At 68.9% G+C, this 16,970-nt stretch carries 17 protein-coding genes; 11 read left to right on the top strand and 6 right to left on the bottom strand.

Translation table 11 applies throughout. From position 1 onward, the window contains the following. Nucleotides 1–2: 2 nt before the first annotated feature. The 6 genes from AC067Z_RS25175 to AC067Z_RS25150 all read left to right on the top strand — a co-directional run bounded on the left by AC067Z_RS25175 (nucleotide 3) and on the right by AC067Z_RS25150 (nucleotide 5,542). On the top strand, nucleotides 3–1,133 hold the full coding sequence (locus AC067Z_RS25175; RefSeq protein WP_478791860.1) for a hypothetical protein: 1,131 nt from the start codon (nucleotides 3–5) through the stop codon (nucleotides 1,131–1,133). Then, on the top strand, nucleotides 1,133–2,437 hold the full coding sequence (locus tag AC067Z_RS25170) for a histidine phosphatase family protein (protein ID WP_478791859.1): 1,305 nt from the start codon (nucleotides 1,133–1,135) through the stop codon (nucleotides 2,435–2,437). The genes AC067Z_RS25175 and AC067Z_RS25170 overlap by 1 nt, the downstream gene beginning before the upstream one ends. Then, a complete protein-coding gene (locus AC067Z_RS25165; RefSeq protein WP_478791858.1) occupies nucleotides 2,418–3,077 on the top strand; it encodes a hypothetical protein in 660 nt (219 codons plus the stop codon). The genes AC067Z_RS25170 and AC067Z_RS25165 overlap by 20 nt, the downstream gene beginning before the upstream one ends. 141 nt (nucleotides 3,078–3,218) lie before the next feature. Further along, entirely contained in the window at nucleotides 3,219–4,682 is a 1,464-nt protein-coding gene (locus AC067Z_RS25160; protein WP_478791857.1) for an aldehyde dehydrogenase, read from the top strand. Beyond that, the gene (locus tag AC067Z_RS25155; protein ID WP_478791856.1) at nucleotides 4,682–4,915 is read left to right on the top strand and encodes a ferredoxin; all 234 of its coding nucleotides are present in this window, start codon (nucleotides 4,682–4,684) and stop codon (nucleotides 4,913–4,915) included. Before AC067Z_RS25160 ends, AC067Z_RS25155 begins: the two co-directional genes overlap by 1 nt. 102 nt (nucleotides 4,916–5,017) lie before the next feature. Then, entirely contained in the window at nucleotides 5,018–5,542 is a 525-nt protein-coding gene (locus tag AC067Z_RS25150; protein ID WP_478791855.1) for a hypothetical protein, read from the top strand. A gap of 20 nt (nucleotides 5,543–5,562) precedes the next feature. Here AC067Z_RS25150 and AC067Z_RS25145 read toward each other — a convergent pair whose 3' ends face one another. Then, nucleotides 5,563–6,228 carry a TetR family transcriptional regulator gene (locus tag AC067Z_RS25145; RefSeq protein ID WP_478791854.1) on the bottom strand — a complete coding sequence of 222 codons (666 nt, stop codon included), beginning with the start codon at nucleotides 6,226–6,228 and terminating at the stop codon, nucleotides 5,563–5,565. 209 nt (nucleotides 6,229–6,437) lie between these two features. Here AC067Z_RS25145 and AC067Z_RS25140 point away from each other — a divergent pair, with 209 nt between their 5' ends. From AC067Z_RS25140 to AC067Z_RS25130, 3 genes are read left to right on the top strand one after another with little or no spacing between them, the layout of a single operon-like run. Beyond that, the gene (locus tag AC067Z_RS25140) at nucleotides 6,438–7,751 is read left to right on the top strand and encodes a glycosyltransferase family 4 protein (protein WP_478791853.1); all 1,314 of its coding nucleotides are present in this window, start codon (nucleotides 6,438–6,440) and stop codon (nucleotides 7,749–7,751) included. Nucleotides 7,752–7,795: 44 nt separating this feature from the next. Further along, nucleotides 7,796–8,530, top strand: a complete 735-nt coding sequence (locus AC067Z_RS25135) for a class I SAM-dependent methyltransferase (protein ID WP_478791852.1) — start codon at nucleotides 7,796–7,798, stop codon at nucleotides 8,528–8,530. After that, nucleotides 8,527–9,609, top strand: a complete 1,083-nt coding sequence (locus tag AC067Z_RS25130) for a prenyltransferase/squalene oxidase repeat-containing protein (protein ID WP_478791851.1) — start codon at nucleotides 8,527–8,529, stop codon at nucleotides 9,607–9,609. The genes AC067Z_RS25135 and AC067Z_RS25130 overlap by 4 nt, the downstream gene beginning before the upstream one ends. A 46-nt stretch (nucleotides 9,610–9,655) precedes the next feature. Here AC067Z_RS25130 and AC067Z_RS25125 read toward each other — a convergent pair whose 3' ends face one another. Beyond that, nucleotides 9,656–9,946, bottom strand: a complete 291-nt coding sequence (locus AC067Z_RS25125) for a hypothetical protein (protein ID WP_478791850.1) — start codon at nucleotides 9,944–9,946, stop codon at nucleotides 9,656–9,658. A 155-nt stretch (nucleotides 9,947–10,101) separates the two neighbouring features. Between AC067Z_RS25125 and AC067Z_RS25120 the strand changes: the two genes are divergently transcribed. Then, a complete protein-coding gene (locus AC067Z_RS25120; protein WP_478791849.1) occupies nucleotides 10,102–10,629 on the top strand; it encodes a hypothetical protein in 528 nt (175 codons plus the stop codon). 2 nt (nucleotides 10,630–10,631) lie between these two features. On the opposite strand, the gene AC067Z_RS25115 is transcribed toward AC067Z_RS25120, so the two are convergent. From AC067Z_RS25115 to AC067Z_RS25100, 4 genes are all read right to left on the bottom strand, one after another. Next, a complete protein-coding gene (locus tag AC067Z_RS25115; RefSeq protein ID WP_478791848.1) occupies nucleotides 10,632–11,642 on the bottom strand; it encodes an LLM class F420-dependent oxidoreductase in 1,011 nt (336 codons plus the stop codon). A gap of 97 nt (nucleotides 11,643–11,739) precedes the next feature. Beyond that, nucleotides 11,740–12,594 (bottom strand): hypothetical protein, encoded by an 855-nt coding sequence (locus AC067Z_RS25110; protein ID WP_478791847.1) that lies wholly within the window; start codon nucleotides 12,592–12,594, stop codon nucleotides 11,740–11,742. Between the two features lie 142 nt (nucleotides 12,595–12,736). Next, on the bottom strand, nucleotides 12,737–13,699 hold the full coding sequence (locus AC067Z_RS25105; protein WP_478792013.1) for an N-acetylmuramoyl-L-alanine amidase: 963 nt from the start codon (nucleotides 13,697–13,699) through the stop codon (nucleotides 12,737–12,739). A 147-nt stretch (nucleotides 13,700–13,846) separates the two neighbouring features. Then, nucleotides 13,847–14,500, bottom strand: coding sequence for a class I SAM-dependent methyltransferase (locus AC067Z_RS25100; RefSeq protein WP_478791846.1), 654 nt, complete (start codon nucleotides 14,498–14,500; stop codon nucleotides 13,847–13,849). A gap of 205 nt (nucleotides 14,501–14,705) precedes the next feature. Between AC067Z_RS25100 and AC067Z_RS25095 the strand changes: the two genes are divergently transcribed. Further along, nucleotides 14,706–16,865 carry an acyl-CoA dehydrogenase gene (locus AC067Z_RS25095; RefSeq protein ID WP_478791845.1) on the top strand — a complete coding sequence of 720 codons (2,160 nt, stop codon included), beginning with the start codon at nucleotides 14,706–14,708 and terminating at the stop codon, nucleotides 16,863–16,865. Nucleotides 16,866–16,970 lie beyond the last annotated feature (105 nt).

The following is a 16,970-nucleotide window of genomic DNA, read 5'->3' as shown; positions in this document are numbered from 1 at the left end:
ACGTGAGGATCCGTGAAATCCTTCCCGGCGATCCGGCGCAAGAGTTTCTGATTCCTCACCTGGAGGGGACGGAACGGGTACTTCGCTCAGCACTCCGAAAGCTTGACCCCCATGCGGAATGTGAAATCACGGCTGCAGCCGATCTGTGTGTTCCGCACGATGTGATCAGAATTGCAGGGGGATTTGCGACAGGCTGCCTGGTGGATTGGCAGTGCGCCGTGCCAATCATTCCAGTCGATGCGACGGTGAACATCGACACTTCCTCCATCTTTTGGCTTTCGGGTGATCCCACGGAGAGATGGAGCGCGCGGCGCTTCGACGAGTTGCGGGCGACTATCGATCAGTTCAGCAGCTATGAATGGAATTTCCACAAGGGAAATCATTTCATAGCCGGCGTCGTGCGGGAATCCGATGGGTGTCATGGCATCGTGATCCACAGTAATGAGAAGGAGTTCAAGTACCAGTACAACGGCTTGATGCCCGTGCCGGGGAATTGGTATATGGACGACGTTGTGGTGCACGAAGAGGATGGTAAGTACGTCAGGTTGCTGGTGGGCTCCAAGGCTACGCTCTTTGCGCAGATAGCACTCGACCTGGAGCCTTACAACATCAACAGGCACCGGTTTTTGGCCGCATTGCTCACAGAGGGTGGTGTGCAGATTCAGGATGAATATCACAAGCAGCACTACTACATGCCGTCCATGACGTCTGTGGCGATCGGGTGCTATTTATGTCAGCCGGGTGAGGTGGTCCCCGTGTTCAGTAGACCGGGCGCCGACATCCATCTGTTTGAATGCCATGCGGGCGGCGAGAACGAGGTGACCCGACTCGACGGCGACAACTCCCTCATTGTCCCGCACGGGTGGGGGAAAACCTTCGCGAAGGAACTCACCGTCTCGCGCCGAGACAGTTGCCTGGAAGTGAACGGCTTGGAGTTCGAGATCGCTCCGCTGGTCACTTTGGGCGTTCATCCGGACTTGGTTGTCCGTTCCTTCTCGGAGGAACCGGGTGACCCTCTCAGCCTGTACGCCAGGATGCGTGAGCACACTCCCGGAAGAGTTGTGGACAGGTTGCGTCAGGTAAGTTCCTATTCCAAGGCCGGCTACGTCCGGCATCGCACGGTGACGGGTTGATGAAACCAACCGGAGGCGACCGGACCGTCTTTCTGGTCCGGCACGGCCAGACCACGTACAACGCAAGTGGCGTCTATCAAGGGGCGTCCGACCTCCCTGCGCTGAGTACGCAGGGAAGGCAACAGGCGAAAGAACTTGCCGAGTATCTGGCCGGTGCGCCCATCGGCTGGATACTGAGCAGTCCGTTGCTCCGGGCCCGCGAAACACTCGACCTGATGCTGCGGAGTCCCGGTTTCGAGGGTGTGACTTCTGGAATCGATGAAAGGCTCGTCGAAACTTCCATCCCGGAATGGGACGGGAGGGCGAAGAGTGAGATCGCCGCTACAGATCCCTCGCAGCTGACGACATGGCGAGAAAATCCCCATGACTTCATTTCCGCTTCAGGAGATTCTCCTCTTGCCGATGCTCTCGAAAGGACCCGCGGGCTCCTTGCCACTCTCCGAGAGGGAAGTGGATCGGGACGCCTCGTAATTGGTCACGATCATGTGAACAGATGCCTTCTGACATCCCTCATGGGACTGCCGGCGGATCGGCACGGTCTGTTTCCTCAAAAAAACGCCGCCGTTTCGGTGCTGTCTGCTGCGGAGGGCGATCGTGATTTTTGTCTGAAGGCGGGCAATGTCGGTCCGTCATCGTTTGCGGCCCTGGCGGCCGATGCGACGTACCCGCGGATCATCCTGTTGAGACACGGAACGACCGATGCCAATCGAAACAGAATCTACCAGGGAAGCTGTATCGATCTTCCGCTTGATGCCCGCGGAAGGAGTCAAGCAGCCCTGGTGGGGAAGTCCATCGCTGCTGTGGTGCCCAGCGTGGTCATCTCCAGCCGCCTGCGCAGGGCCCGGCAGACGGTTGAGTCCCTGAACCTGGGGCGCAGTGTTCCGCATGTGGTGGACAGTCGGCTGAACGAGTACGACTACGGACACTGGACCGGGCTGTCCGCGTCGGAAGTCCTCAGGAATTTTCCCGGCGAACTCGCCGACTGGGAGCGACTGCGCAGCGAACAGCCCATCAAGGGCGGTGAATCGCTGACACAACTCGACGAGCGGGTCCGCGGTGCTGTCCAAGCGGCGTGGAAAGAGGCAAAGGGGGGCAGGACGGTCCTCTTGGTGGCGCATGACGTTGTCATCAGAACGGCGATCGCCCAATCCCTTGGCCTGGGGGTCGGTCGATCCTGGCAGTTTCCCATCACGAACGGAGCAGTGTCGGAACTGGCCTTGACTTCCGGCGGAAGAATTCTCCTTAAGGTTCACAATATGCTGCCGGGAAGGTTGAGCGATCGACATGATAACGACTTCCTATGAGCGGCAGCGTAATCTGAACACGACGATCATGCTTCTGGTCGTGTTCATAGCCGTGCAGGCTCACCAGATATTTCCGGGGCTGGAGAAGAATATCTGGGTCAATCTGGTGATCGTTGTCACCTCCAAGGGACTCTATGAGATTCTCATAAAGCTGATCTACCGTTTCATCAATTCCAGTGAGATGCTTCTTCGCCTGTACTGGGGGCCGCTGTTCCTTCGCGGGTGCTGGTCCTACGAGTACACGCTGAATGGTGACACCTATTTCGGTGTGTGGGAATTCGATCAGAACACCTGGGATTTTCAGGTGATTGGGAACGGCCTGAGCCCCGACTTCCATAGTCGAACGATCGTGAGGTCGGTCAGTCCGCTCATTCCTGAGCAAGGGGGATACTTCGTGCTCAATCGCAGAAATGAGCTGTCGAACGACAACGCTCTGGTTTTCTCGAAGACAACCCTTCTGTTGAACAAGCCGCGCAGGTCCTGGCATCTCGTGATGACGATGAGAGCCACGACAGAGGTGTACGGCGGGCCGTCGGACCGTCAACTGCATGCGAATGTAGTCTTCTTGCGACACCCCAAGGCGGAAAGCATCGAAGAGGTCATCGACTACCTGCGTGAAAAGTACGGCACCGCTGCGTGAAGATCGTCCCGTAGCGCCCCCGGCCAGGCGCGGATGGTGGCTTCCTGGGCTCCACGAGCATGACTATTGCCCTCCAGGGCGGCAACTGATATCAGTTCTGACACTGTGTCAGATAGTGTGCCCCGGCGGGAGGCGGCAGTCGTGACCGAGCTCCAGGAACACGGACAACTGTTCATCGGCGGCCGGTTGGCCGATCCCATCGGGGACGGGACGATCCAGGTGATCTCCCCCCACACCGAAGAGGTCATCGGCCGCGTCCCGCACGCCTCGCGCGCGGACGTCGACCGGGCGGTCACCGCCGCCTGCCACGCCTTCGACGAAGGCCCCTGGCCCCGGATGACCCTCGACGAACGGATCGAGGTCGTCGGCCGGATCAAGGACGCCATCGCCGTACGGCACGAGGAGATCGCCCGCTGCATCAGCGCGCAGAACGGCTCCCCCTACTCCTGGAGCGTCCTCGCCCAGGCCCTGGGCGCGATGATGGTGTGGGACGCGGCGATCACCGTCGCCCGCGGCTACGCGTACGAGGAGCGCCGCGACGGCGTCCTCGGCCCGGTCCTGGTGCGCCGCGAGCCCGTCGGCGTGGTGGCGGCCGTCGTCCCCTGGAACGTCCCGCAGTTCACCGCGGCCGCCAAGCTCGGACCCGCGCTGCTCGCGGGCTGCACCGTGGTGCTCAAGCCGTCGCCGGAGTCGCCGCTCGACGCGTACATCCTCGGTGAGATCGCCCAGGAGGCCGGACTGCCCGAGGGTGTGCTGTCGATCCTTCCGGCGGACCGCGAGGTCAGCGAGTACCTGGTCGGCCACCCCGGCATCGACAAGGTGTCGTTCACCGGATCGGTCGCGGCGGGCAAGCGGGTCATGGAGGTCGCGGCCCGCAATCTCACGCGCGTCACCCTGGAGTTGGGCGGCAAGTCGGCGGCCGTGATCCTGCCCGACGCGGACCTCGCGGGCGCCGTCGCCGGCATCGTCCCCGCGGCGTGGATGAACAACGGACAGGCGTGTGTGGCCCAGACCCGTATCCTCGCGCCGCGCAGCCGCTACGACGAGATCGCAGAGGCGTTCGCCGCCGCGGCCTCCGCCCTCGTCGTCGGCGATCCTCTCGACGCCGCGACCCAGGTCGGCCCGCTGGTGGCCGCCCGCCAGCAGCGGCGCTCGCTCGACTACATCCGCATCGGCCAGGAGGAGGGCGCCAAGATCCTCAGCGGCGGCGGCCGTCCGGCGGGCCTGGACCGCGGCTGGTACGTCGAGCCGACCCTCTTCGGCGGCGTCGACAACGCGATGCGCATCGCCCGCGAGGAGATCTTCGGCCCGGTGATCTGCCTGCTGCCCTACGGCGACGAGGAGGAGGCGGCTGCGATCGCGAACGACTCCGACTACGGGCTCAGCGGCAGCGTGTGGACCGCGGACGTCGAGCACGGCATCGACTTCGCGCGCCGCATCCGGACGGGCACGTACAACGTCAACACCTTCAGCCTCGACATGCTCGGGCCCTTCGGCGGCTACAAGAACTCCGGCCTGGGGCGGGAGTTCGGGCCCGAGGGGTTCGGCGAGTACCTGGAGCACAAGATGATCCATCTGCCCGCCGGCTGGGAGGGGACGAACTGATGGGCGACCGCTGGCACGTCGAGGTGGACCGGGGCGTCTGCATCGGCTCGGGCATGTGCGTGGGCCATGCGCCTGACGGCTTCCGGCTGGACACCGCCCGGCAGTCGCACCCGCGCGCGGAGGACACCGACGCGAACGAGCAGATCCTGGCGGCGGCGGAGAACTGCCCGGTGGAGGCGATCAGCGTCACGCTGCTGGAGGGCGGGGAGGCCGTCTTCCCGCCGGAGGACTGAGCCGGGATTAGCCGCTGCGAAGGGTGATGCGAACTTCCGTGCAAGACTTCCTCCTTGATCGCGCGGGCAACAGGCCCGTGTGTACGCGGGATTGGGAGACTTGTGCACAAGGCGAAGTGGGCGGCCGCGGCTGCCGGTGTGGTGCTTGTGGTGGCCGGCTGCGGCAGCGAGGGCGGCTCGGAGGAGAACAAGGGCGGCGCATCGGTCACATCGTCCGAGGCGCCCGCGGAGGCGGGCGGGAGCCTGGACGCCGCGGCGGTGACGAAGGAGATCACGGCCGCGGCCACGGGCGCGGGCTTCACCGAGAAGGCTTCGGAGGACGACGTGCCGCCGACCCTCAAGGACTGCATGGTCTCGTGGCAGGCCGACGACAAGAAGGCCGCCGACGCGAAGAAGTCCTACGACGACACGGTCGCGACCCTGACCAAGGGTGGTTGGAAGGAATCGCAGAACTTCGAGCAGAAGATGTCGGTCATCAAGTCGGTGGACAAGAGCGGCTGGACGGTGAAGGCGAACTACTCGGGCAGCCCGGAGACGTTCCTGATGATCACGTTCGTCGGGGTGGACAACGGTCCGGAGTGCGCGAAGCTCTTCCAGGAGGACCTGGAAAAGAACAAGCAGTCCTAGGTCCCGCGCCCGGACAGGGCCTAGGACTTGCCCGGTCGGCCCCTGCCCGCACCCCGGGCCGGGGCGCGCCCGGCGGCCGCCGGGACCGTCAGGTCGATCAGCCGGCACACCGTCTCGATGTCGATCTTCACCTGGGCGATCGAGGCCCGCCCCGACAGCCAGGTGATCAGCGCCGAGTGCCATGTGTGCTCGATCACCCGCACCGCCGACAACTGCTCCGGCGTCGGGTTGTCCAGCTCCATCGCGTCCAGGATGATCGCCGTCGTCTGGCGGGAGACCGTGTCCACCTCGGGGCTCACGCTGCGGTCCGCGAACGTCAGCGCCCGCACCATCGCGTCCGCGAGATGCGGCTCCCGCTGCAGCGCCCGGAACGCCCGCATCAATGTCTCGGCGACCCGGTCCGCCGCGTCCTCGCCGGCGGGCGGGCGCTTGCGCAGCGTGGTGTGCAGATGCTGGAGCTGGTCCTGCATCGTGGCCACCAGCAGATGGATCTTGGAGGGGAAGTAGCGGTAGAGCGTGCCGAGGGCGACACCGGCCGCCTCCGCGACCTCGCGCATCTGCACCGCGTCGAAGCCGCCCCTGCTCGCCAACTGGGCGCTGGCGTGCAGGATGCGACGGCGGCGCGCCTCCTGGCGTTCGGTCAGGGGCGGCGACGCAGGCACCCCCGGCTTGGCTTCCGCTGTCATATGTCCCGTTCCATGGTCATGCGGCGCACGCGGCCGGACCGCTCGTCACGGCAGGGCGCCCGCCGTGGCGCGAATCACCTGATCCGCCGGTCACACTTGCGCTACCTGCCGGTAGATTCGAAGCTCCTTGAACGATCAAGTCTGAAACTTGTTCTAGATTAGCGCGACCGATTACGCTCCGGCGAAACGCAGTGAGAAGGGGGCCGTGGGTGACCGCAGAGGCCATAGAGATCGGCCCCCGTGCGGGTGTGTCCGGCGACGGCGACTCCCCCCTGCGCATCGCGCTCCTGACCTACAAGGGCAATCCGTTCTGCGGTGGCCAGGGCGTCTACGTCCGTCATCTGTCGCGGGAACTGGCCCGCCTCGGCCACAGCGTCGAGGTCATAGGCGCCCAGCCCTATCCGGTCCTCGACGAGGGCGTGCCGCTGACCGAACTGCCCAGTCTCGACCTGTACCGCAGCCCCGACCCGTTCCGCACCCCCAAGCGTGACGAGTACCGCGACTGGACGGACGCCCTCGAGGTCGCGACCATGTGGACCGGTGGCTTCCCCGAGCCGCTGACCTTCTCGCTGCGCGCCCGCCGTCACCTCCGGGCCAGGCGCGGCGAGTTCGACGTCGTCCACGACAATCAGACCCTCGGCTACGGGCTCCTCGGCGACCTCGGCGCACCCCTCGTCACCACCATCCACCACCCGATCACCGTCGACCGGCAGCTCGACCTCGACGCCGCCGCCGACTGGAAGCGCCGCGCCTCCGTACGCCGCTGGTACGGCTTCACCCGCATGCAGAAGCGCGTCGCCCGCCGGCTGCCGTCCGTGCTCACCGTCTCTGGCTCCTCGCAGCAGGAGATCATCGACCACCTCGGTGTACGGCACGACCGCATCCATGTCGTCCACATCGGCGCCGACACCGACCTCTTCTCGCCCGACCCGGCGGTCGCCGAGGTTCCCGGCCGGATCGTCACCACGTCCAGCGCCGACGTCCCGCTCAAGGGCCTCGTGCACCTCGTCGAGGCGCTCGCCAAACTGCGCACCGAGAACCCCGACGCCCATCTCGTCGTCGTCGGCAAGCGTGCCGAGGACGGACCGGTCGCCCGGCTCATCGAGCGCTACGACCTCCAGGGCGCCGTCGAGTTCGTCAAGGGCATCTCCGACGCCGAACTGGTCGACCTGGTCCGCAGCGCCCAGATCGCCTGTGTTCCGTCGCTGTACGAGGGCTTCTCGCTGCCCGCCGCCGAGGCCATGGCCACCGGTACCCCGCTCGTCGCCACCACCGGCGGCGCGATCCCCGAGGTCGCGGGCACCGACGGCGATACATGTCTCGCCGTACCGCCCGGCGACGCCGAGGCGCTCGCCGCCGCCCTGCGGACCCTGCTCGGCGACCCGGACCTGCGCGCCCGGCTCGGCGCCGCGGGCCGAGCCCGGGTGCTCGCCCGCTTCACCTGGAAGCAGGCGGCGATCGGCACGGCCGAGCGCTATCGCGAGGCGATCGCCGCGTCGGCCGCTTCTGTACGCACCTCCTGAACCACCCGCACCTCCTTGTTCCGCCCTCAGGAAGGCAGACCCCCGTGCTGACCGTCGACTTCTCCCGCTTCCCGCTCGCACCGGGCGACCGCGTGCTCGACCTGGGCTGCGGCGCAGGCCGGCACGCGTTCGAGTGTTACCGGCGCGGCGCGCAGGTCGTGGCCCTGGACCAGAACGGCGAGGAGATCCGCGAGGTCGCCAAATGGTTCGCCGCGATGAAGGAGGCGGGCGAGGCGCCCGAGGGTGCGACGGCCACCGCGATGGAGGGTGACGCGCTCAACCTGCCGTTCCCCGACGAGTCCTTCGACGTCGTGATCATCTCCGAGGTGATGGAACACATCCCCGACGACAAGGGCGTGCTCGCCGAGATGGTCCGTGTCCTGCGGCCCGGCGGCAGGATCGCCGTCACCGTTCCGCGCTACGGCCCCGAGAAGATCTGCTGGGCACTCAGCGACGCGTACCACGAGGTCGAGGGCGGCCACATCCGCATCTACAAGGCGGACGAACTGCTCGGCAAGATGAAGCAGGCGGGCCTCAAGCCGTACGGCACCCACCACGCGCACGGGCTGCACTCGCCGTACTGGTGGCTCAAGTGCGCCTTCGGCGTCGACAACGACAAGGCGCTGCCGGTGAAGGCGTACCACAAGCTGCTGGTCTGGGACATCATGAAGAAGCCGCTGGCGACGAGGGTCGCCGAGCAGGCGCTGAACCCGCTGATCGGCAAGAGCTTCGTGGCGTACGCGACCAAGCCGCACCTGCCCGCGAGCGCCGTCAAGTGAGCCTGTCGCGCCGGACCGAACACCTCGTCCTGCCCGGGGTGCTCACCGCCGAGCAGGCCACCGAGACCGTCGCAGGCATTCTCGCCGCCCAGCGCGAGGACGGTGCGATCCCGTGGTTCCGGGGCCACCACCTCGACCCGTGGGACCACACCGAGGCTGCGATGGCGCTCGACGCGGCGGGCGAACACGAGGCCGCGGAACGCGCCTACGACTGGCTGGCCCGCCACCAGAACGCCGACGGATCCTGGTACGCCGCCTACCACGACGGCGACGCCGACGCGGTCACGGACCGGGGCCGCGAGTCCAACTTCTGCGCCTACCTGGCGGTCGGCGTCTGGCACCACTACCTGACCACCGGCGACGAGGCGTTCCTCGACCGCATGTGGTCGTCGGTCCACACGGCCGTCGAGTTCGTGCTCGGGCTGCAGCAGCCGGGCGGCCAGATCGGCTGGAAGCGCGAGCCGGACGGCACGCCGGTGAACGACGCGCTGCTGACCGGCAGTTCGTCGATCCACCACGCGCTGCGCTGCGCGCTGGCGATCGCGGACGAACGGGACGAACCCCAGCCGGACTGGGAACTCGCGGCGGGCGCCCTCGCCCACGCCATCCGCCACCATCCCGAGCGCTTCCTCGACAAGGACCGGTACTCGATGGACTGGTACTACCCGGTGCTGGGCGGCGCGCTGACGGGTGCGGAGGCGAAGTCCCGCATCGAGTCCCGCTGGGACGAATTCGTGGTCCCGGGGCTCGGCGTGCGCTGCGTGCTGCCGAACCCGTGGGTGACGGGCGGCGAGAGCTGCGAACTGGCGCTCGCCCTCTGGGCGATGGGGGAGTCCGACCGCGCACTGGAGATCCTCCAGTCCATCCAGCATCTGCGCGCCGAGGGCGGCATGTACTGGACGGGCTACGTCTTCGAGGGCAACCGGGCGATGTGGCCGGAGGAACTGACGACGTGGACGGCGGGCTCCCTGCTCCTTGCGGTCGCGGCGCTGGGAGGCGACGAGGCGACCACGGCGGTGTTCGGGGGCGAGCGCCTGCCGCGAGGGCTGGCGCCTGAGGGGTGCTGCGGGTCGCTGTAGCGGGCCGTCCGGGGGCCCTGCCCCCGGACGGGACGGCGCGGACGCGTCAGTGCCTGCGCAGCTGGCCCGCCACCCCGTGGCCCACGAACAGGTACACCACGGCCGCCAAGCCGTAGCCGGCCACCACCCTCGCCCATTCCTTGTCGAAGGTGAACAGGTCGTGCGACCAGCCCGCCAGCCAGCGGGCCGTTTCGCGGACGAACTCCACCAGGTCGTTCGCCCGGTTCGCGTCGAGCAGGTACATCAGGATCCACAGGCCGATGATGAAGGCCATGACGTCCGCGACGACGACGACGATTCTCGCCGCGGTTGTGGTCGTGCTTGCGCGTGTTGTCATGGCCATCGTCTTGCCGCTTGTGCGCCTGTGAAACCCGTTCGGGTGAATCCCGGTCGCCGGCCGGACGCCCCGGGGAGAGGCTCGAAGGCAGTCTGCCCCGGAGGTCTGGAGGCCCCGCAGTGTCCTGTTCCGCATCCGGTCCTGCGTCCGGTCCCGTGGGTCGCGCCCTCCTCGCATTCCTCTTGTGCTGCGCGCTGCTCACCGGCGCTGTCGCCTGCGGCGGGGACGACGACACCACCGCAGCCGCCACGCCCACCGGCACAGCGAGCACCGAGAAGCAGAAGTTCGCCAAGACCCGGTTCATCGCCAACGCAGGGCTCGCCGCCGGGGCGACGTACCAGTGGATCGTGAAGCCCTACCGGGAGGGCAAGTTCAAGAAGGGGGCCGAGGGCCGTACGTTCGCCCTCGTCAAGGCAGGTCTGGCGGGCACCTTCGCCTACAACCGGCTCAAGGCCGCCACCGAGAACGCCAAGGGCGACCCGCTTCTCTCCAAGGCGGTCGCGCCGCTCACCGCCGGCATCGAGCAGCTCAAGGACCTCGGCACCAAGCTGCGCGACGGAAAGGCGGGCGAGGCCGACGTCTCGTCGTTCGAGTCCGTCATTCAGGGAGTCAAGGACGCCGGCGAGAGCGCGGGCGCACCCGTCACCGACAAGGTGCCGTCCGTGTCCCAACTCGGCGGCTGATGCTATGCGTTCAGTTCCGCGAGCACCCGCAGCGTGTGCGGATCCGGAGCCGTCACCAGCAGGTCCGTGACAGGGCCCGAGCGCCACAGGTCCAGCCGTTCCGCGATCCGTTCCCGCGGCCCGACGAGGGATATCTCGTCCGCGAACGCGTCCGGGACGGCCAGCACCGCCTCGTCACGGCGGCCCGCCAGGAACAGTTCCTGGATCCTGCGGGCCTCCTCCCCGAACCCCATCCGCGCCATCAGGTCCGCGTGGAAGTTCCGGGCCGCGTGCCCCATGCCGCCGATGTAGAAGCCGAGCATCGCCTTGACGGGCAGCAGGCCCTCGGCGATGTCGTCGCAGACGACGGCCCGTGCCATCGGCGCGATCATGAAATCCTTCGGCAGATCGGCGAGCGACGCCTCGTAGACGTCCGTACGCATCGGTGACCAGTACAGCGGCAGCCACCCGTCGGCGATACGTGTCGTCTGGGCGATGTTCTTCGGCCCCTCCGCGCCCAGCAGCAACGGCAGATCCGCGCGCAGCGGATGCGTGATCGCCTTCAGGGGCTTCCCGGTGCCGGTGCCGTCGGCCCCCGCGTACGGATGGGAGTGGAACCGCCCCGCCAGTTCCACAGGCCGTTCACGGGCGAGGACTTGGCGGATGACGTCCACGTACTCGCGTGTCGCCGTGAGCGGACTGCTCGGGAACGGGCGGCCGTACCAGCCCTCCACCACCTGCGGCCCGGACAGTCCGAGGCCCAGCATCATCCGCCCGCCGGACAGATGGTCGAGGGTCAGCGCGTGCATCGCGGTGGCCGTCGGCGTGCGGGCGGCCATCTGTACGACGGCCGTGCCCAGCCGGATGCGGGAGGTGTGTGCGGCGATCCAGGTGAGCGGGGTGAACGCGTCGGACCCCCAGGCCTCGGCAGTCCACACCGAGTCGTAGCCGAACCGTTCGGCCTCCTGGGCCAGTTCGAGATGGGCGGGGTCGGGGCCGCGGCCCCAGTAGCCGAGGGCGAGTCCGAGTCGCATGCCGGTCCTTCCCCGTGCGGTCTTCTGACGGTGCGTCAGGGTACGGCAGCGGCCCCCCGCCCGGAAGGGCGAGGGGCCGCGGAGACCTGCGGGGGCGTCAGCCGCGCTGGATACCGGAGGTGTCCTGCAGGACACCACGACGGCCGTCCTGCGTCTGGGCCACCAGGCCCGGACCGCGCTGCTCGACCGCGAGGTACCAGGTGCCGGGCGCGAGCTCGGCGATCGGCGCGGGCGAACCGTCCTCGCCGTACAGCGGCCGGGCGACCGGCACGGCGAACCAGAACGGCGTGAAGTCGGACGGCGCGCCCGCCTTCTGCGGCTCGGCGGCGGCCGGAGCGCCCTGCGCGGCGGGCTGGCCGGGCTGGGGCTGACCGGGCTGGCCCGGCTGCATGCCGTACGGCTGGGGCTGACCCGGCTGGGCACCGTAGGGCTGCTGCTGGGCGCCGGGGTAGCCGTAGCCGCCCTGGGGCTGCATTCCGTACGGCTGCGGGGCCTGCGGACGCGGGGCACCGATGAGCGGGGCCTTGAAGGCCGGGACGAGCAGGGTGCAGATGGCGCCGGCCGCGAGGACCAGGGCGGCGATGAAGCCGAGGATGAGGCCGGTGCCGGAGTCGGGGCTGAAGCCATCGGCGTTCAGCGAACCCGCGGGGTCGAAGATCGCGCCGAGCGCGGACCATGCCGTGAAGAGCGTCAGGGCAACGCCCAGCTGGCCGAGGTCCAGGCCGATGACCTTCGGGGGCTGGGGCAGCGCGCGGGAGACGACGATCAGAGCCGCGCCGATGATCCCCGCGAGGTAGAAGCCGAGGAGGAGGGAACCGTTGTCCCAGGCGATCGGCGCGTCGTCGCAGTCGCTGCCGGAGCAGTCGAACGTGTCGAGGAACGAGGCGATGAACAGCAACACCGCTGCTCCGATCACCACGCCGTCGCCTCGAGTGAGGGAGCGGATGTTCACGTAAAAGTCCTTCGTCGTCGTCTCATCGGGGCGGTCGTCGCTGCCGCCTGGTCGGGCGGTCGCAGGAAGCGGAGCTCGGGGGTGACTCCCCATCGTAGAGGCGAATCTATCGTCCGTCGGTTCCGGCCGTCCTCCCGGTATCTCAGTTCCGGTCCTCCTGGCCGAGGTAGGCGGCGATTCCGTCGGCCATTCCCTGCGCCGCCTTCTGTCGCCAGCCCGCATCGGTCAGCAGATCGGCGTCCTTGGCGTCACGCATGTTGCCGCATTCGATGAACACCTTGGGAACTGTTGAGAGGTTGAGCCCTCCGAGATCCTTGCGCACGTCCAATCCCGTACCGCCGCCCACGTAGTTGGACGGGGCGCTCCCCGTCACGCGCACGAAGTTTCCCGCGATGCGTTCGCCCAGGTCGCGGGAGGGGGCGACGATCTTCGAGGTGTCGGCGTCGCCGCCCTTGACGAGGGCGGGGAGGATGACGTGGAAACCGCGGTTCCCGCTCGCCGATCCGTCGGCGTGGACGGAGACCACGGCGTCCGCTTGCGCTTTGTTGCCGAATCGTGCTCGCTCGTCCACGCAGGGTCCGAACGGACGATCATTGTTATGGGTGAATTCGACCGTTGCGCCCTGATTCTCCAGCAGAATGCGAAGGCGTCGTGAAACATCCAGGGTGAAATCGGCCTCACGGTATCCGGCGTTGGTCGCCGTGCCCGTGGTGTCGCATTCCTTGCGGTTCGTTCCGATGTCCACGAGCTTGTTGATCTCGGACGCGTGGCGGAAGTTGCCGGGGTTGTGGCCGGGGTCGACGACCACGACTTTCCCGGCGAGAGGCTTCCCGGACTGTTCGGGCCGTCCGGGTTCGGCCGACTGAGTCGGCTGTGCGGGCTTCGCGGTCCCCGTCGGCTTCCCGGAGGCGGAGGGCGACGGGGACGTGGAGGGCTCGGCCGCGCCGGGCTTGCCCTCGGACGACGTCGTGGCACTCGCTGCGGGCCCGCTCCCGCCGCCGTCCGCCCCCTGCCAGATCAGCCATCCGGCAAGAGCTGTCGGCACGAGCGCGGCGACGGCGACCAGGCCGCGCCGGGAACGGCGTGGTGCGGTGGAGGGGTGCAGGTTCTCGTCGTACGACACGGTCGCGATGCTAGCGGGCGACGGGGGGTCGACCGGGGGTGAGCCGCGCTACGGGGCGTGGCAGGGGCGGTCGGTGTGGGGTGGGCCACCCCAGGACCACCCCGCCCCATGCCTCGCGCCCCGGCCGGGTCAGATGCCGGGGCCTGTGCGGCGCAGTACCCGCAGTGAGTCCGTCGCCGACACCTCGGTGAATGCGCCGGACTCCAGTGCGCGCAGGTAGATCCGGTACGGGGCCTGACCCGTCCATTCGTCCACCGGGTCGGGGAACACGTCGTGGATGACGAGGAGGCCGCCATCGGCGACGTGCGGGGCCCAGCCCTCGTAGTCGGCCGTGGCGTGCTCATCCGTGTGGCCGCCGTCGACGAACACCAGGCCGACCTTGCCGCCCCACGCCTTCGCCGCCTGCGGCGAACGCCCGACGATCGCGAGCACATGCTCCTCCAGGCCGGCCTTGTGCAGGGTGCGGCGGAAGGCGGGCAGCGTGTCCATGAGGCCGACCTCGGGGTCCACGGTCTCCGGGTCGTGGTAGTCCCAGCCCGGCTGCTGCTCCTCGCTGCCGCGGTGGTGGTCCACGGTGATCGCCATCGTCCCGGCCTCCCGGGCGGCGTCCGCGAGCAGGATCGTCGAACGTCCGCAGTAGGTCCCCACCTCCAGCAGTGGCAGCCCGAGCGCGCTCGCCTCGACGGCGGCCGCGTACAGGGCCAGGCCCTCGGTCGCGGGCATGAAGCCCTTGGCGGCCTCGAAGGCGGCGAGGATCTCCGGCTTGGGGGTGGCGGCGGGCATGGGGCCTCCTGGGCGGACGTGCTGGTGGGGGCCCATGGTGCCTTACGTCGGGGTGGCTTCCGGTGCCGGGGGAGGGAGTGGTTCCCGGGCGCCCCGTGGTGGCGCCGGCCGCGAGACGGGCAAGTATCTGACCTTCCGTCAGATTGAAACGTGTTCTACTCTTGCCGCGTCCCGATCCGTCGCGACGACCCGGGTGAGGATGCGCATGGGCATCGGCATCACACAGGAGCACCAGGAACTGGCACGGTCAGTACGGGGGTGGATCGCGCGGGCGGTGCCGCCGGAGGAGGTGCGCAAGCATCTCGATGTTCCCGCCTGCCGGACCGGGCGGCCCGCGTACTGGGACGCCGTCGCGGCCCAGGGGCTGCTCGGGTTGCATCTGCCGGAGCAACTCGGCGGCGGGGGCGGGGACCTGCTCGACCTCGCCGTGGCCGTCGAGGAGACCGGGCGGGGACTCCTGCCCGGACCGTATCTGCCGACCGTGCTCGCCGCCGAGGTGCTGCGATTCGCGGGACGCCGCGACCTCGCCGCCCCACTGACCGCCGGGGACCGGACCGCTGCCGTGGCGTTCGGCGCGGGCGGGCTGACCGCCGTACCGGCCGACGGGGGGTACCGGCTGGACGGCGTCGCGCCACCCGTGCTCGCCGGAGCACAGGCCGATCTGCTCCTGCTCGCGGCCGAGGCGCCGCACGGCACGGTGTGGGCCGCGGTCGACGCCCAGAACCTCAACGTGCGCGTCCACGGGAGCGCGGACCCGGTCCGGCCGACGGCCGAGGTCGTCGCGCACGGCGTGGTCGTGCAGGACGTGCTCGGTGTCGGCCCGGCGCTCGTTCACGATCTCGCCGCCGTGCTGCTCGCCGCCGAGGCGTGCGGCGTCGCGGGCCGGGCGCTGGAGACGGCCGCCGAGCATGCCGGGACACGCGAGCAGTTCGGGCGGCCCATCGGGCAGTTCCAGGCCGTCAAGCATCTGTGCGCCGACATGCTGCTGCGCGTCGAGCAGGCACGGGCGCTCACCTGGGACGCGGCGCGCGCCGCGCGCGACGACCGTGACCGGGCGCGCTCCCTGACCGCCGCGCTCGCCGCGGCGAGCGCTCTCGAAACCGCGTACACCTGCGCGGAGGACTGCATCCAGATCCTCGGCGGCATCGGCTTCACCTGGGAGCACGACGCACATCTCCTGCTGCGCCGCGCGCTCGTCACACGCCAGCTCCTCGGTGCCCCGGACACCCACCGGCTGCGGGCCGTCCGTCTCGCCGCGGCCGGGGCACGCCGCGAACTAGGCGTCGAACTGCCCGCGGAGGCCGAGGCGCACCGCCCCGCCGCGCGGCGCGCGATCGGGGCCGTGCGCGGCATGGACCCGGCCGCCGCCCGGCGGGCGCTCGCACCCACCGGGTACGCCGCCCCGCACCTGCCCGAGCCGTACGGACTCGGCGCCGGCCCCACCCAACAGCTCGTCGTCCAGCAGGAGATGGACGCTGCCGAAGTGGTGCTCAGCGACCTGTCCGTCGCCGCCTGGGTCGTGCCCTCGCTGCTCGCGCACGGCACCGAGGCACAGCAGGAGCGCTACCTCCCGCCCACCCTCCGCGGCGACCTGCGCTGGTGCCAGCTGTTCAGCGAGCCCGGCGCCGGATCCGACCTGGCGGGCCTGACCACCCGTGCCGAACGCACCGACGGCGGCTGGCGCATCAACGGGCAGAAGGTATGGACGAGCTCGGCCCGCACCGCCGACCACGGCATCCTGCTCGCCCGCACCGGCCCGCCCGGCTCCCGGCACCGCGGGCTCGGCTACTTCCTCGTCGACATGAGGAACACAGCCGGGATCACCGTCCGGCCGCTCAAGGAGATCACCGGCGAATCGATGTTCAACGAGGTCTTCCTCGACGACGTCCTGCTGCCCTCGGACGCCCTCGTCGGCGAGCCGGACGCCGGCTGGCGCGTCGCCCGCACCACCCTCGGCAGCGAACGTGTCCACATGGCCGACCAGATGACCTTCACCGCCGGCCTCGAGGCGCTGATCGCCCGGGCGGACGGCCTCGACGACGCCCAGCGGGCGCGGATCGGCGCACTCACCGCCGAGGCGCACGCGCTCGCCTGCATCGGCCTGCGCACCACCCACCGGCAGCTGTCGGGGCTCGAACCGGGCGCAGGGGCGTCCGTCCGCAAACTGATCCAGACCACCCACCAGCAGCGGACGGCCGCCCTCTCCCTCGAACTCCTCGGCCCCGAGGGCGCCGTGTGCGAAGGGCAGGGGGAACGCGCCGTGCACGAACTGCTGATGTCACGCTGCCTGACCATCGCGGGCGGCACCACCCAGATCCAGCTCAATGTCGTCGCCGAGCGCATCCTCGGCCTGCCGCGGGACTGAAGGAGTGCGGTTGACTTCTCCCCCTCCTGAAGGAGGGGGATTCTCACGGCTCGCGCCGTGAGGGTTTCTGCTTCGTCGCCGACTGCCCGCCCGGAGTACTCCGTT

The sequence above is a fragment of the Streptomyces sp. NPDC043812 genome (assembly GCF_056436245.1).
This window is presented reverse-complemented; position numbering and strand designations above follow the sequence as displayed.